Origin of the sequence: Sphingopyxis terrae subsp. terrae NBRC 15098 (genome assembly GCF_001598815.1) — a bacterium.
Classification (GTDB): domain Bacteria; phylum Pseudomonadota; class Alphaproteobacteria; order Sphingomonadales; family Sphingomonadaceae; genus Sphingopyxis; species Sphingopyxis terrae.
This window is the reverse complement of sequence record NZ_BCZQ01000012.1, coordinates 126,117-141,350: the sequence shown is the minus strand read 5'-3', so window position 1 is coordinate 141,350 and position 15,234 is coordinate 126,117. Positions and strand designations below refer to the sequence as shown.

14 protein-coding genes and 1 tRNA gene are annotated in these 15,234 nt (G+C 63.7%); 8 read left to right on the top strand and 7 right to left on the bottom strand.

The window, feature by feature from the left end:
- Positions 1-65: 65 nt before the first annotated feature.
- From STE01S_RS08055 to STE01S_RS08035, 5 genes are all read left to right on the top strand, one after another.
- A complete protein-coding gene (locus STE01S_RS08055; RefSeq protein WP_062766731.1) occupies positions 66-1,763 on the top strand; it encodes a M28 family metallopeptidase in 1,698 nt (565 codons plus the stop codon).
- Positions 1,764-1,777: 14 nt separating this feature from the next.
- Complete coding sequence (locus STE01S_RS08050; RefSeq protein ID WP_062766727.1) at positions 1,778-2,761, top strand: agmatine deiminase family protein; 984 nt, start codon at positions 1,778-1,780, stop codon at positions 2,759-2,761.
- A gap of 18 nt (positions 2,762-2,779) precedes the next feature.
- Positions 2,780-3,253: a hypothetical protein gene (locus STE01S_RS08045; protein ID WP_162928232.1), complete on the top strand. Its 474-nt coding sequence runs from the start codon at positions 2,780-2,782 to the stop codon at positions 3,251-3,253.
- A gap of 110 nt (positions 3,254-3,363) precedes the next feature.
- Positions 3,364-4,215 (top strand): N-carbamoylputrescine amidase, encoded by an 852-nt coding sequence (gene aguB / locus STE01S_RS08040; protein ID WP_062766915.1) that lies wholly within the window; start codon positions 3,364-3,366, stop codon positions 4,213-4,215.
- Positions 4,216-4,239: 24 nt separating this feature from the next.
- Positions 4,240-4,899, top strand: coding sequence for an FABP family protein (locus STE01S_RS08035; protein ID WP_003044497.1), 660 nt, complete (start codon positions 4,240-4,242; stop codon positions 4,897-4,899).
- 5 nt (positions 4,900-4,904) lie between these two features.
- Here the strand turns inward: STE01S_RS08035 and STE01S_RS08030 are convergent, their stop codons facing one another.
- The 5 genes from STE01S_RS08030 to STE01S_RS08010 form a co-directional block, all read right to left on the bottom strand.
- Entirely contained in the window at positions 4,905-5,525 is a 621-nt protein-coding gene (locus STE01S_RS08030) for a PilZ domain-containing protein (RefSeq protein ID WP_058813295.1), read from the bottom strand.
- A 298-nt stretch (positions 5,526-5,823) separates the two neighbouring features.
- Complete coding sequence (gene ligD / locus STE01S_RS08025; RefSeq protein WP_062766723.1) at positions 5,824-8,331, bottom strand: DNA ligase D; 2,508 nt, start codon at positions 8,329-8,331, stop codon at positions 5,824-5,826.
- Between the two features lie 156 nt (positions 8,332-8,487).
- The gene (ku, locus tag STE01S_RS08020) at positions 8,488-9,348 is read right to left on the bottom strand and encodes a non-homologous end joining protein Ku (protein WP_062766720.1); all 861 of its coding nucleotides are present in this window, start codon (positions 9,346-9,348) and stop codon (positions 8,488-8,490) included.
- A gap of 95 nt (positions 9,349-9,443) precedes the next feature.
- Positions 9,444-9,528 (bottom strand) — tRNA-Leu (locus STE01S_RS08015).
- A 66-nt stretch (positions 9,529-9,594) separates the two neighbouring features.
- Positions 9,595-11,049 carry a coniferyl aldehyde dehydrogenase gene (locus STE01S_RS08010; RefSeq protein WP_062766710.1) on the bottom strand — a complete coding sequence of 485 codons (1,455 nt, stop codon included), beginning with the start codon at positions 11,047-11,049 and terminating at the stop codon, positions 9,595-9,597.
- A 166-nt stretch (positions 11,050-11,215) separates the two neighbouring features.
- On the opposite strand from STE01S_RS08010, the gene STE01S_RS08005 reads away from it, so the two are divergent.
- Both STE01S_RS08005 and STE01S_RS08000 read left to right on the top strand, forming a co-directional pair.
- Positions 11,216-12,403, top strand: a complete 1,188-nt coding sequence (locus STE01S_RS08005; protein ID WP_062766707.1) for an acetyl-CoA C-acyltransferase — start codon at positions 11,216-11,218, stop codon at positions 12,401-12,403.
- A 277-nt stretch (positions 12,404-12,680) separates the two neighbouring features.
- Entirely contained in the window at positions 12,681-13,145 is a 465-nt protein-coding gene (locus STE01S_RS08000; protein ID WP_003044510.1) for an RcnB family protein, read from the top strand.
- Between the two features lie 83 nt (positions 13,146-13,228).
- On the opposite strand, the gene STE01S_RS07995 is transcribed toward STE01S_RS08000, so the two are convergent.
- Positions 13,229-13,687, bottom strand: a complete 459-nt coding sequence (locus STE01S_RS07995) for an SH3 domain-containing protein (protein ID WP_003044512.1) — start codon at positions 13,685-13,687, stop codon at positions 13,229-13,231.
- Positions 13,688-13,823: 136 nt separating this feature from the next.
- On the opposite strand from STE01S_RS07995, the gene STE01S_RS07990 reads away from it, so the two are divergent.
- Positions 13,824-14,822: a 2-hydroxyacid dehydrogenase gene (locus STE01S_RS07990; protein ID WP_062766704.1), complete on the top strand. Its 999-nt coding sequence runs from the start codon at positions 13,824-13,826 to the stop codon at positions 14,820-14,822.
- Here STE01S_RS07990 and STE01S_RS07985 read toward each other — a convergent pair.
- Positions 14,819-15,223, bottom strand: a complete 405-nt coding sequence (locus STE01S_RS07985) for a hypothetical protein (RefSeq protein WP_062766701.1) — start codon at positions 15,221-15,223, stop codon at positions 14,819-14,821. The genes STE01S_RS07990 and STE01S_RS07985 overlap by 4 nt on opposite strands.
- Between the last annotated feature and the right edge of the window lie 11 nt (positions 15,224-15,234).

Genomic DNA, 15,234 nt, shown 5'->3' with positions numbered 1-15,234 from the left:
CTTGCATCGGGGGAGCGCGGCTGGCAAAAGCCCCCTCGTCGAACACGAAAATCCAAGGAAATTCCATGCTTCGCTTCCCCCGAACCACCGCAGCTCTCGCGGTTCTGCTCGGCGTTGCCGGGTGCAACGCCGATGCGCCGACGACCGGCGCCACGGCGGCCGACGCGGTTGCCGTCTTGCCCGATGTCCAGTTCCCCGACTTGTCGCTCCAGACTTTGCAGGATGTGACCAAGGAATTGTCATCGGATGCCTATGAAGGCCGCGCGCCCGGCACGAAGGGCGAGGGAAAAACGATCGCCTATCTGACGAGCCAGTTCGCGGCGGCGGGGCTGAAGCCCGGCAACAACGGCCAGTGGACGCAGGAAGTCCCGCTGGTCGAGATCACCGCAAAGAATGCGACGCCGCTGCGCTTCACCGGCGGCAAGGCGCCGGTCACGCTGCAATATGCGAAGGATTATGTCGCGTTCAGCTATCGTGTGCAGCCGAAAACCGAAATCAAGGACAGCGACGTCGTCTTCGTCGGCTATGGCATCAACGCGCCTGAAAAGGGCTGGAACGATTATGCCGGGCTTGATGTGAAGGGCAAGACGGTGGTCATCCTCGTCAACGACCCCGACTGGCAAACCCCGGAAGCCAAAGGCGAATTCAACGGCCGCGCGATGACCTATTACGGCCGCTGGACCTACAAATATGAAGAAGCGGCGCGTCAGGGCGCCGCCGCCGCGCTGATCGTCCACGACACCGAACCCGCCGCCTATGGCTGGAACGTCGTGGAAAGCAGCAACACCGGCACCCAATATCTCGCCGAAAAGAAGGATGGCGGCGCCGATCAGACTGCCGCCAACGGCTGGATCCAGCTCGACAAGGCGAAGGAATTGTTCGCGAGCGCCGGGCAGGATTTCGACGCGCTGCGCGAGGCCGCGGGCAAGAAGGGTTTCAAGGCCGTTCCGCTCACCGGCGTCAAGGCGTCGCTCAGCTTCGACAATCAGATTTCCAAGAAGCTGTCGCATAACATCATCGGCATTCTGCCGGGCAAGAAGCGGCCCGACGAATATGTGCTCTATACCGCGCATTGGGACCATCTTGGCCGCTGCACGCCGGTGAACGGCGACGACATCTGCAACGGCGCCGTCGATAATGCGACCGGCACCGCCGCCTTGGTGACGCTGGCGCAGGCCTATCAGAAGGCGGGCGCGCCCGATCGCAGCATCGTTTTCCTGGCAGTGACGGCGGAGGAATCGGGTCTGCTCGGATCGGAATATTATGCGGCGAACCCGGTCTTCCCGCTCGCGCGGACGGTGGGCGGCGTGAATATGGACGCGCTCAACCCCAATGGGCCCGCGAAGGACATCGTCGTCGTCGGCCGCGGCAAGTCGCAGCTCGACGCCTATCTGGAAAAGATCGCCAAGGCGGCGAAGGTGACGATTGTCGATGAACCGACCCCCGAAAAGGGCTTCTACTATCGCTCGGATCACTTCAGCTTCGCCAAGCGCGGCGTGCCCTTCTTCAACTTCGGCGCCGGCGAAGATCTGGTCGCGGGCGGCAAGGACGCCGGCAAGAAGGCCGCCGAGGATTATGAGAAGAACCGCTACCACGCGCCCGGCGACGAATATGCGGCGATAAAGAATTGGGACGGCATGCTCGCCGATCTCCGCCTCTATTATGCCGCGGGCCGGATGCTCGCGTCGACCGATAGCTGGCCCAACTGGAACGAAGGCGACGAGTTCCGCGCCGCGCGCGACAAATCGCGCGAAGGCAAATAAGCGAGGCGGCGCCCATGACGCTCCCCATGCCCGCCGAATGGGCGCCGCACGCCGCAGTGTGGATCGGCTTTCCGCACCTCGATGACGAGTGGGCGGGGCAAATCGAGGCGGCGCGTGCCGATGTCGCTGCTTTTGCCAACGTTGTCCACGACGGCGGCCGCGGCGAGGAGGTGCGGCTGGTGGTCAATGACGAGCGGCAGGCGCAGATTGCTGCGGCTCTCGTCGATCCCGGGGTGCGCATTTTGGTGCAACCGCTCGGCGACATCTGGCTGCGCGACACGGGGCCGATCATTGTGGGAACGGGCCCAAAAAGGCGCGCACGCAACTTTCGTTTCAACTGGTGGGGCGAGAAATTCGTCATGCCGGGCGATCAGGAAGTCGGCGCGGCGCTGGCGGCGGAAAGCGGCCTGCCCGTCGATGAGCAGGATTGGGTGCTCGAAGGCGGCGGGATCGACGTCGACGGCACCGGACTTTGCGTCACGACCGAGGAATGCCTGCTCAACATCAACCGCAACCCGTCGCTGACGCGCGCGGATATCGAGGTGCGACTGCACCAGTCGCTCGGCATCGACCGCCTGCTGTGGCTCGGCAAGGGGCTGGTCGGCGACCATACCGACGGCCATGTCGACAATCTCGCCCGCTTCGTGGGTGAAGGGCGGCTGGCTTTGCCCGTGACGACGGGCAGCGACGACCCCAACGCCGACATTTACGAGGATGCGCGCGCGCGCGCCGCGGCGTTCGGCGGCATCGATATCGTCGACCTCCCCTCGCCCGGCCGGATCGAGATGGACGGCGAGATCATCGCGGCGAGCTATATGAATTTCTACATCGGCAACACGGTTGTTGTCGTCCCGACCTATGGCGTCGCCAACGATGCTGCGGCGGTCGAGGCGCTCGCGGCGCTGTTCCCCGATCGCCGCGCCGTCGGCGTTCCAGCGCGCGGAATCATCGCCGGCGGCGGCAGCTTCCATTGCTCGAGCCAGCAGGTGCCGGCCTGAGGCGACGCGTAGGCACAGATGGTGGTGCAAGCGTCGGTTTTGGGGTGGAAAGCTGCCATTGAAGGCGTTAGCCCAATAGAAATGGACGGAGCGCTTTTTGTTAAGTTGAATCACGACTGGAACGCAGAACCGAATGATCCCGACGAAGAGGTCTCGGTTCATGGCGATGCAGTCAGGTTGAGCTTCTTACTGAACCCTTGGGCCTATGAGGCACAGGAAGGTCAGCGTGGCCGTTTGACGTTTACCGGAAGCGAGCGCTGGCGTTTGGGCCCCACAAATGACGAGGGATGGCTCAGGGGAGATTGCCGTTACAGTGCGAGCGCGCCCGAATGGGGCGAGTTCTATGAGATTTCGGGGTTGGACCCATTGAGGAATCAGCCGACCGATTGGCGAGACGTGCTGTCGGACAAGCTAGGAAAACGGCACTTCTTGTTCTATCTGCGTGACAATACGTTCGAGTGTGTCGCCGACGATTGGTCACTAGAGCGATAAGAAATAAGCGTCCGCAACCGGTCGCTTGCGGACGCCCCCTGCCATAACAACGCCCACCGCTCATCCGCTTTTGCGGTGGCAAGATGCGCCGGCTTGCTTATATCCGCCTCATGACCCGTACCATCACCGTCGCTGCGCTCCAGCTTCCCCTGCCCGGCCCCATGCAACCCAATATCGACGCGGTCACGGCGCTCGTCGAGGAAGCGGCGGCCAAGGGCGCGCAGGTCATCCTGCCGCCCGAACTCTTCGAAGGGCCCTATTTCTGTCAGGTCGAAGAAGAGGCGCTGTTCGCTAGCGCCCACCCGACCGCCGAGCATCCGAGCGTCAAGGCGATGCAGGCGCTCGCCGCGAAGCTCAAAGTTGCGATCCCGACCAGCTTCTTCGAGAAGGACGGGCCGCATTACTACAATACGCTCGCGGTGATCGGCCCCGATGGCGCGATCATGGGTATCTATCGCAAAAGCCACATCCCCGACGGGCCGGGCTATGAAGAGAAATATTATTTCCGCCCCGGCAACACGGGCTTCAAGGTGTGGGACGTTTTCGGCACCCGCATCGGCGTCGGGGTGTGCTGGGACCAATGGTATCCCGAATGCGCGCGTGCGATGGCGCTGATGGGTGCCGAACTGCTCTTTTATCCGACCGCGATCGGCAGCGAGCCCTATGACGCCGACCTCGACACCAGCCGCATGTGGCGCCGCGCGATGCAGGGTCATGCGGTGTCGAACTGCATGCCGGTGATCGCCGCCAACCGCATCGGTGCAGAAGGCGATGCGAATTTCTATGGCCACAGCTTCATCACCGACGAATGGGGTGATCTGACGCAGGCGTTCGGCGCCACCGAAACGGGCGTGCTGGTCGAAACGATCGATCTCGACCGCGCCGCGAAGCATCGTGCGGGCATGGGCTTTTTCCGCGACCGCCGGCCGCAGCTTTACGGACGACTGGCCGAGGACATCTGAGCGCACGCATTGGGGGGATCAAGCATGGACGTGCCGAACGACATCTTCACCGAGCCCGAGAATGTCGATCCCGACACGCTCGCCAATCTCGGCCCACTGCGCCATTTCGCCGGCATCTGGGAAGGAAAGCGCGGCATCGATGTCAATCCGAAGGCCGACGGCCCCGAAACCCGCAACTATTACGAGCGGGTCGAAATGCAGCCGATCGACCCGCAGGCGAACGGGCCGCAGCTATTCTATGGCCTGCGCTACCATCTGCACATCAACACGCCCGAAGAGGATATCACCTTCCATGACCAGGTCGGTTACTGGCTCTACGAACCGGCGACCGGGCTGATCCTGCAAACGCTGGCGATTCCGCGCGGCCAGATAGCGATTGCGGCGGGACACGCGGCGCCCGATGCGCGCAAGCTGTCGGTCCGCGCCGAGCGCGGCCAGACCGAATATGGCATTTGTTCGACCGCGTTTCTGGAAGCGGCGTTCCGTACCGACAGCTATCAGCTCGACGTCGAATTCCATGCCGACGGATCGTGGAGCTATGTCTCCGACACGATGCTGATGGTGCATGGCCGCGACGCGCCTTTCCGGCACCGCGACCACAACCGGCTGGTCAAGGTCGCCGAAGCTGATCTCAACCCTTGGGCGAAGATCGTCCGCGATGGTAAGGCAAAGGCGATCGCCTGAACGGCTCAGCCCTCGAAACGGCGAATGCTTTCCAGATCGACGCGGTTCAGCGGTTCGGTAAACCACAATCCGCCGCGGCCGCCGCGCGCCCAACGCACGATCGCCTTGCGCTCCAGCCCGTCGGCCAGCGTCAGGTGCAGATGGCGCCCGACCTCGAGATGTCCGCCATGGACGAAGCCCGCGCCGCTTTGCGACATGTCGACCAGTTCGATGATGCTTTCGACCCCATCGACCTGCGCCTTGGCGCGCGAGTGGAGCGGGATGCGCGGCGCGCGATAGCCATAAGCGCGCTGTTCGGCAGCAAGCTGTTTGAGCACGCCGGCGCCGTCGATCTCTTCGTGAAAGGCCACGCCGCAGCGGCCACCGTCGGCCCATACGATCTTGCCCTTCAGCACGACACTGTCGGACAGATAGATGTCCAGATTTTCGTCGACATGAACGGGAACGTCGGCCGCAAGCTGCATGCCGCGGTCCGAAATATTGCGCACGCGCCATAGCCCGACATCATTGTCGCGCACAACTTTTGCGATCCGCCAGACCGTCCGGTAACGGTCCCCCCCACGACGATCGCCATCGGTCGCGGCCCTGGGTTCGTGCGCCGTGCCCGAAAAGCGGGGTTCGATCATTCCATCCTCCTGATCCACAATGCCATCCCGATGGAAGGAAATGGCATCGAACTAACGGAGAATATTCAGGCCTGGTCGGGCAAGAATATCCGAATTCTGCAAAATATTCAAACATGTTCCGAGTAAGGTTAACCTGCTTTCAACAAGTCGACCCAACCGCCCGATAAGCATGCAACCGGATTATGAATAAATTGCACATTTTCCCCATTTTAACGGTGCCAGAATTGCAACATTAAATGGCTAAGCATCCTTATTTTTCGGGCCTCGAAAGCGGGAGGATCGCAGCGCCGATGCGGGGTCAGATCGCGGGCAGCGTCTGCCGCGCAAATCCCCATCCCTTCAGCGTCGGGCTCGCGGCGCGATCGAGCAAGGCGCGGGCGTCTGCGATCGTCCAGTGGCGCGCGCGGTCGATGGCGGCCAGCCCGTCCCAATCGATGGGAACCGCCACGGGCGCCCCAGCCCGCGCCCGCGCCGAATAGGGCATGATCGCGGTACTGCCGCGCTGATTGCGCAGCCAGTCGATGAAGATCTTTCCCTTGCGCTTTGCCTTGCTCATCGTCGCGACGAAGCGATCGGGTTCGGCAAGGCTCATCGCCTCGGCAAAGCGCTTCGCAAAATCCTTATGCGCGTCCCAGCTGTGCCCCGGATCGAGCGGCACGACGACATGGACGCCCTTGCCGCCCGAGAGCATCGCGAAGCTGACGAGGCCGATGTCGGCGAGTTGGCGCTTCAAATCCGCCGCGGCCTTTTTGACGTCGGCGAAGTCGAGCCCTTCGTCGGGGTCGAGGTCGAAGACCATGCGGTCCGGCTGTTCGAGCGTATCGACGTGGCTGCCCCAGCCGTGAAATTCGATCGTCCCCATCTGGACGCAGGCGAGGATGCCGTCCGCATCCTCGACATAGAGATAATCCTCAACGCCGCCGTCCTTCTCTTCGATCGGAACGTGGTGGACGTGCGGGCCGAAAGAGCCTGAATCATGCTTCTGGAAGAAGCATTGCTTCGCGCGTCCCTGCGGACAGCGGACGAGGCTGGCCGGGCGGCGCGCGAGGTGGGGGAGCATGACCGGCGCCACCGCGGCATAATAGTCGGCGAGGTCGCCCTTCGTCGCCTTTGCCTCAGGGAAGATGACGCGGTCGCGGCTGCTGATCTTCACGTCGCTGACCGGGCTGGGAGCCTTGGCCTTGGTTTCGGGTTTCACGTCCTTCGCCTCCTTGTCGGCGCGCAGCCCGACGAAGCTTGCGTGGCGGACCGAGCCGCTGGCGGTATATTCGGCGAAAGCGATCTCGGCGACAAGGTCGGGCCTTACCCAATGGACCTTGCGCGCCGCCGCCTTGTCGACATCGACCGGCGCCGTCTTGCGCGCGCGGCCCGCGAACTTCGCCGCGAGCATCGCCATCGTATCGGCATCGAAGCCGGTGCCGACATTGCCCTTATAGACGAGTTCACCCTTTTCGCGCTGCGCGAGGAGTAGCGAGGCGAAGGGACGTGCCTTCGCCGAACTCTCCTTCCAGCCGACGATGATGAATTCCTGGCGGCGGGTGCATTTGACCTTCACCCAGTTTTTCGACCGGCGGCCGGCATAGGGTGCATCGGCGCGCTTGGCGATGATGCCCTCCTGCCCTGCGCCGCACATCGCCTCATAGAGCTTTTCGCCCGCGCCGATGACATGATCGGCGACCGCAATCGGCGGCGCTGCATCGCGGAGCAGCGCCTCAAGACGTTCCTTGCGTGCTAGATTGCCGAGCGCGGTGAGCGACTTGCCGTTCTCTTCGAGCAGGTCGAAGGCGAAGAAGTGGAGGTCGGTCGCCTCGTCCTGCGCGCCGTGGCCGCGTTTCAGGACTGCCTGGAGCGAGGAGAAGTCAGGGTTGCCGTCCTTGCCATAGGCGACGATCTCACCGTCGATCAGGCACGGCGGCAGGTCGAGCGCGGCGATATGGCGCGCTAGCGGCGCGAACTTGTCGGTCCAGTCGAGCCCGCTGCGCGTATAGACGACGACCTGATCCCCCGCCGCGGCGACGAGCGCGCGATAACCGTCGAACTTGATCTCGTAGAACCAGTTGTTGCCGGCCGGCACGCTGTCGACGAGCGTCGCCAGCTGGAGTTTGCGGAACTTCGGCGGCTTGGTGCCGCGCTTCGAGCTTTTGGCGACCTTGCGATTGTGCGCCGCGGCGGCGGCCATCTTTTTGGCAAAGGCTTCGCCCTTCGCGCCCTTCAGCGATTGCTCGCCGCCTTCGTCGCCCGCGATCTCGGCCATCGGGCGGTCGGTGAGGACGCTGGTGAGGTAGCGGCCGGTCAAGTCGTCGCTGCCCCCCGCATAGGCGTCGTCGATCTTGCGGAGCAGCCAGTTCTCGCGCTTTTCACCGGCGCGGGGCTTCATGCGGACGAGCAGCCATTCGCCCTTCATCCGCTCGCCGTCGAGGGTGAAGTGAAGATGGCCCTTTTCCAGATCCTTCGCGCTCTTCCCCGCGACCGGCGCCCAGGTGCCGCGATCCCACAGCATCACCGAACCGCCGCCATATTCGCCCTTGGGGATCACCCCCTCGAAATCGGCATAGGCCATCGGATGATCTTCGGTGCGCACCGCGAGCCGCTTGTCGTCGGGGTTCGCGCTCGGCCCCTTGGTGACCGCCCAGCTCTTGAGCACGCCATCGACTTCGAGCCGGAAGTCGTAATGGAGGCGCGTCGCGTCGTGTTTCTGGACGATGAAGCGATTGCCGCCCCCCTTCGCAACCTCGCCCGCGGGTTCGGGGGTCAGCTTGAAATCGCGCTTCTTGTTATATTGGGCGAGAGGGTCGGCACGGGTCATCGCGTTCCACCTTGTCTGTGCCCCCGCGAAGGCAGGGGCCCATCACCGATGTAGGCGACGCGAGCCGAACCGTAGGAAAATGGCACGAGGCCGGATGATGGCCCCCTGCCTTCGCAGGGGTACACAATAGCCGAGGGCAATCCGGCGCTCACGAGACTATGCCCGCTTTTTCGTCGGCGCCTTTTTGGCGGGCGCCTTCTTCTTCGTCGCAGCGGCGGCCGTTTTCTTGCCGTCGACCGACGCCTTGAGCGCTGCCATCAGATCAATGACATTCGATCCTTCGCGCACATCGGCGGGCTCCCCGACATCCTCGAGCACGCGCTTGCCCTTGGCTTTCGCTTTCTTGGCGATGACGCGCTTCAGCGCATCGACATAGTGATTGTGATAGTCGGCGGCGTCGAACTTGCCGCTCTTCTTGTCGATCAGCGTTTCGGCGAGATCGAGCAGATCGGCGTCGGGCTTGCTCGCGGGCACGTCGCGGAAATAGCTGGCGGCCTTGTTCACTTCCTCGGCATAGCGCAGCACTTCGAGCACCAGCCCCTTGCCGCAGGGACGCAGCCCGACGAGCTGTTCCTGACCGCGCAGCGCAAGCTGTCCCAGCCCCACTTTCTTCGTTCGCCGCAGCGCTTCGCGCAGGACGATGTAGGCTTCCTCGGCCAGATCGTCGGCGGGGACGACATAATAGGGCTTTTCATAATAGAGGATGTCGATGTCGCTCGCGTCGACGAACTGGACCAGTTCGAGCGTGCGCTTGCTCTCCAGCTTGACCGCCTCGATCTCTTCTTCGTCGAGCAGGACATACTGGCCCTTAGACACCTCATAGCCCTTGACGATGTCGTCGGTATCGATGGCGCCGATGCCCGGCACGACCTTTTCATATTTGACCGGTTTGCCGCTCGGTTCGTGGATCTGGCGAAAGCTGACGCTCGCCCCCGATTTGGTTGCCGGATAGATTTCGACCGGGATCGACACCAGCGCAAGGCGGATCTGTCCCTTCCAATAGGCGCGTTGCACCATCTGCAAACCTCCATAGCGGAATGCGAATGCAATGCGCGGCCTGCCATGCGGGTTCCGCCGGGGCCGTTACGCGTCTGAAAGTCGATTCTCGGTTATGGTGCCCCTGGCCGGACTCGAACCAGCACTCCTTGCGGAACTCGATTTTGAGTCGAGCGCGTCTACCAATTTCACCACAGGGGCCTGCCACGGGCGCATCGCCCGAAAGCGCGGCGCTCCCCCTAGGGCGAAGCGCCGCCGCTTGCCAAGCTATTTCTTCAATTCCTTCGCCAGCGTCTTGGCGGTCGCCTTGCCATAGGGCGGCTTGAAGCCGGCGAGCCCGGCGACGTCGAGCTTGGGCTGGCGATAGACGGCGCGCGCGTGACTGAAGGTGCGGAAGCCGTCCAGCCCGTGATAATTGCCCATTCCCGACGGTCCGACCCCGCCGAAGGGCAGGTCTTCCATCGCATTATGAAACAGCACGTCGTTGACCGTAACGCCGCCCGAAATCGTCCGCGTCAGCACGCGGTCCTCCTCGCTCTTGTCCTGCCCGAAATAATAAAGGCCGAGCGGACGGTCGTGCGCATTCACATAATCGATCGCCTCGTCGATGGTCTTGTAGGTCTTGACCGGCAGGATCGGGCCGAAGATTTCCTCCTGCATCACCTTCATATCGTCGGTCGCGCCGCGCACGATATGGAGCGGCATCTTGTGGCCGTTGGCGCTCGCGAAATCCTCGTTCGCGGGATTGACCTCGATCACCTCGGCGCCCTTTTCGCGCGCATCGGCCAGATAGCCCTGCAGGCGGTCGAAATTGCGGCCGTTGACGACCGACGTATAGTCGTCATTCTTGAGCAGCGTCGGATAGAGCGACGCGACGCCCTTGCTCACGCTGTCGATCACCTCGCCCTCCTGATCCTCGGCGACGAGCAGATAGTCGGGCGCCAGGCAGATCTGCCCCGCGTTCATCATCTTGCCGAGCGCGACGCGCTGCCCAACAAGGTCCTTGTTCGCGCTGCGTCCGATGAACGTCGGCGACTTGCCACCCAGTTCGAGCGTCACGGGCACTAGATTATCCGCCGCGGCGCGCATGATATGCTTGCCGACGCTGGTCGCCCCGGTGAAGATCAGATGGTCGAAAGCCAGCTTCGAGAAAGCGACGCCGACATCGGCCCCGCCCGTGAACACGGCCATTTCGCCCTCGTCAAAATAGTCGGTGACGAGGCGCGCCATCAGGTCGGACACATTCTCGGTAAACTCGCTCGGCTTGATCATCGCGCGGTTGCCCGCCGCCAATATCCCCGCCATCGGCACGAAGACCATGCCGACCGGGAAATTCCACGGCGCCACGACGCCAACGACCCCCTTCGGCTGATAGACAACCTCGGCTTTCGCGCCGAGCAGGCCGAGCGGAAAGGTGGGCTTGCGCTTTTCGCCGCGCGACCAGGCCGCCATATGCTTCTTGGCATGTTTGAGGGCGCTAACCGACGGCATGATGTCGGTCATCAACGTCTGTTCGCGGCTGCGATGGCCGAAATCCTCGCTCACCGCCTTGGCGAAATCCTCGGCATGATCGACCAGCAGCGCGATCGCGCGGTCGATGCGGTCGGTGCGGACCGACAGGCTTTCGGGCATCGCGGCGGTAAAGCTGACGCGCTGCGTTTCGAGCACGCGCTGCATCCGCGCGGTTTCGCTGGCGATATCTTCCTTGATGGCGGTGGCCATGACCCGTCTCCCCATATGATTGCGCCCGTTTTACCACGCTCTGCAGCGGGTTTCAAGTTGAAACGCGCATCGTTTAGGGCGATCCCCCTACCCCACCCCCTTTCGCAAGTGCAGCAAAGGCGCTAATCGGGCCACCGATGACCTTTCCCCTACGGAGTCTTTTGCCATGACCGCCACCGATCCCGTCGTTTTCCTCTCCTATGCCCGCACCCCGATGGGCGGCATGCAGGGCGTGTTGTCGGACGCGAGCGCGACCGATCTCGGCGCGACCGCGGTGAAGGCGGCGGTCGAGCGCGCGGGCGTTGCCGGCGACGATGTCGAACGCATCTATATGGGCTGCGTGCTGCCCGCCGGGCTCGGCCAGGCGCCGGCACGTCAGGCGGCGATCAAGGCGGGCCTGCCCAAGTCGGTGCAGGCGACCACCGTGAACAAGGTTTGCGGTTCGGGCATGCAGACCGTCATCATGGGCGCCGAAGCCCTTGCCGCAGGCAGCATCGATCTCGTCGTTGCAGGCGGCATGGAGTCGATGACGAACGCCCCCTATCTGCTCAAGAAGCATCGTTCGGGCGCGCGCATCGGCCATGACACCGCCTATGACCATATGTTCCTCGACGGGCTGGAGGACGCTTATGACGCCGGCCGCGCCATGGGCACTTTCGCGCAGGACACCGCCGACGCCTATCAGCTCAGCCGCCAGGCGCAGGACGATTATTCGATCGAATCGCTGAAGCGCGCCCAAGCGGCGATCGCCGACGGCGCCTTCGCCGCCGAAATCACGCCCGTCACGCTGACCACCCGCAAGGGCGAGGTTGTCGTCGACACCGACGAACAGCCCGGCAAGGGCAACCCCGACAAGATCCCGACGCTGCGCCCCGCCTTTGCCAAGGACGGCACGATCACCGCAGCGACCAGCTCGTCGATCTCCGACGGCGCCGCCGCGGTCGTACTGACGCGCCAGTCGGTCGCCGAAGCAAAGGGCAAGACGCCGGTCGCCAAGCTCGTCGCGCATGCCGCGCACGCGCAGGAACCCAAGGATTTCACGGTTGCCCCGGTCGGCGCGATCAACAAGGTGCTGGCGAAGGCCGGCTGGTCGATCGGCGATGTCGACCTGTTCGAAGTCAACGAAGCCTTTGCCTGCGTCGCGATGTTCGCGATGCACGACCTTGGCATTTCGCACGACAAGATCAACGTCCACGGCGGCGCGACCGCGCTCGGCCATCCGATCGGCGCCAGCGGCACGCGCATCATCACCACGCTGATCGCCGCGCTTCAGCGCCACGGCAAGAAGCGCGGTATCGCCAGCCTGTGCATCGGCGGCGGCGAAGCCACCGCGGTCGCGGTCGAGCTGGTTTAAGCCAGCTCATGCTGTCATTGCGAACCCGGCGAAAGCCGGGTGACGCAATCCGGAGCGGTTTATGCCGGCTCTGGATTGCCGTGCGGCTCCGCCGCTCGCAATGACGACGCATGGCGACGATCGCGCCGCGGCCATTTTCAACCCGCGCGACACTTTGCGACACTAATGTCCTCAAAATAAACGCGGCATTCCGGCTCCGTTCAAATCGACTCGCCTAATCCTTTCCCTGTCATCGGGCAGATCCCCTCCCCCTGACGGCAAGACAAGGAATGGCATTATGAAGAGCAAAATTCTTACCGCCGGCCTGATCGCCGCGATGATGGTCCCCGCCATGGCGCAGGCCCAGACGCGCGAGCTCGCCCGCGATCGCCAGGATATTCGCCAGGAACAGCGCGACCTCAACCATGCGAAGCGCTATGGCGATCGCCATGATGTGCGCGATGCCCACCGCGACGTGCGCGACGCGAAGCGCGAATATCGCGAGGACAAGCGCGACTGGCGCCGCGACAATCGCTACCAGAACTGGCGTGCGCCGTTCAGCTATCACCGCTTCGCGGTCGGCAATTCGCTGCGTTCGACCTATTACGCCCCGACCTATCGCCTGAACTATGATGCGCGCTGGGGCGTCCCGAAGGCGGGCCGCAACCTGGCCTATGTCCGCCACTATAACGACCTGTTGCTGGTCAATGTGCGCACGGGCAAGGTGGTTCGCGTCTATTATAACCACTTCCGCTGGCGCTAAATACCAATGGTGACGAGAGAAGGGGCCGGCAGGCGACTGCCGGCCCCTTTGTCATGCGTTGCGGGGTCATGGGTTGCGGGTGATCAATCGCCCCATATGTGGTCGGTTTCGATCCAGCCCTTGCGGCCCTTCACGTTGAACAGGCACCAGCCGTCCTTGCAGTCGGTGATGCGGCCGACCACACCGGCCTCGGCGCGAAAGGCGATCGCCGCGGCGGCGTCGGGCTTTTCGCGCATCGGACGGATGCCACCGGTGACGATCGCGGTGCGCGTGCGGCTGAGCAGCCGCGCCGCCATCCACCCCTGCGTCCCGTCGGGATCCTCGATCTTGCGCCAGATATCGTGGCGCGCGACCACTTTGACGGGCAGATCCTTGCGCCGATATTCCCACACGACGGGCACATCGGGCGACGGCCCCTTGCGCATCCGCGCCTCGTCGACGCTGATCGACGCCCAATAGGGCAGTTCGGGATCGCTTTGCGCCGCGGCGGGTCCGGTCGCCACGGCCAGCGTCAGGAGGGCGAATATCGTGCGGCTGGTCATCCGTCTGCCTTGTCAAAATCGGGGGCGCTTTTCAACCGTTCGCCGCAGCCTTCGCCCCGTTCGTCCACAGCGGCTTTCGCATCGGCGCACGCTTGGCCCTCTTGACCCCCACGCGCCGCCGCGCTCTATCGGCGCCATGCCCGATTCATCCCGCCCCAAACGCCCGCGCGTCATCGTCACCCGCCAGTTGATGCCGGCGGTCGAGGCGCGCATGGCCGAATTGTTCGATGTCGCCCTGTCGGCGCACGATCACGCCTTTACCAAGGACGAGCTCAAGGCCGCAGTCGCCGACTGCGACGTGCTGGTGCCGACCGTGACCGACGAGATCGACGCCGAGATCATCGGCGCGGCGGGCGACCGGCTCAAGCTGATCGCCAATTTCGGGGCCGGGGTCGACCATATCGACCTCGCCGCGGCGCGCGCGAAGGGCATCATGGTCGCCAACACCCCCGGCGTCTTTACCGAGGACACCGCCGACATGACCATGGCGCTGATCCTGTCGGTCCCGCGCCGGCTGGCCGAGGGCGAAAAGCTGATGCGCTCGGGCAAATGGCAGGGCTGGGCGCCGAGCGCGATGCTGGGTCACCGCGTCGGCGGCAAATTGCTCGGCATCGTCGGCATGGGACGCATCGGCCTCGCCGTCGCGCAGCGCGCTCGCGCCTTCGGCCTGTCGATCCACTATCACAACCGACGTCGCCTGCCCGAAACGATCGAAGAGGAATTGGGCGCGAGCTATCATGCGAGCGTCGACACGCTGCTTCGGATCAGCGACGTGGTCACGATCCACTGCCCGCACACCGCCGAAACCCATGAGATGGTCAGCGCGGCGCGTATCGGTGCGATGAAGCCGACCGCCTATCTGATCAACACCGCGCGCGGCGAAATCATCGACGAAAAGGCGCTGATCGCGGCACTCAAGACCGGCCGCATCGCGGGCGCGGGGCTCGATGTCTATACGCACGAACCCGCGGTCGATCCCGACCTGCTCGCGCTCGACAATGTCGTGCTGCTGCCGCACCTCGGCTCGGCGACGATCGAGGGCCGCGAGGCGTCGGGCGAAAAGGTCATCGCCAATATCCGTGCCTGGTGCGACGGGCACCGACCGCCCGATCAGGTGCTGGAGGGGTGGGCTTAGCCCAAAAAGAAGAATAGTGCGGACATGACCGCCCACCAGAGGGCCATCGAAAGCGGAATCGCCCAAAGCGCCTCTTTGGCTTTCCGGGAATAACCGCGATGATGGAGTACGTATGCAGCGACGAGCGGCCAGAACAGGAAGATGCCGAAAAAGACAAAGGCAACCCGGCCGCCATTGCTTAGCGGAACATCGTGCCTGTTCGCCTGAAACTGACGATCAGCTTCTACCTGCGCCGTGATGCGTGCCATGACGGTTTCGTCGGGCGCGCGCCTCGCGAGTTCCGCCACCGCCGCATCGACCGCCAATTGATGATAGCCATCCGCCTCGCCCGACGAAGCGATCTCGACGAGATCTTCGTCGGGCAGGCGAGCCATGCGGCCGGCCCAATCGATGTCCCCCATTTACCCTCCTC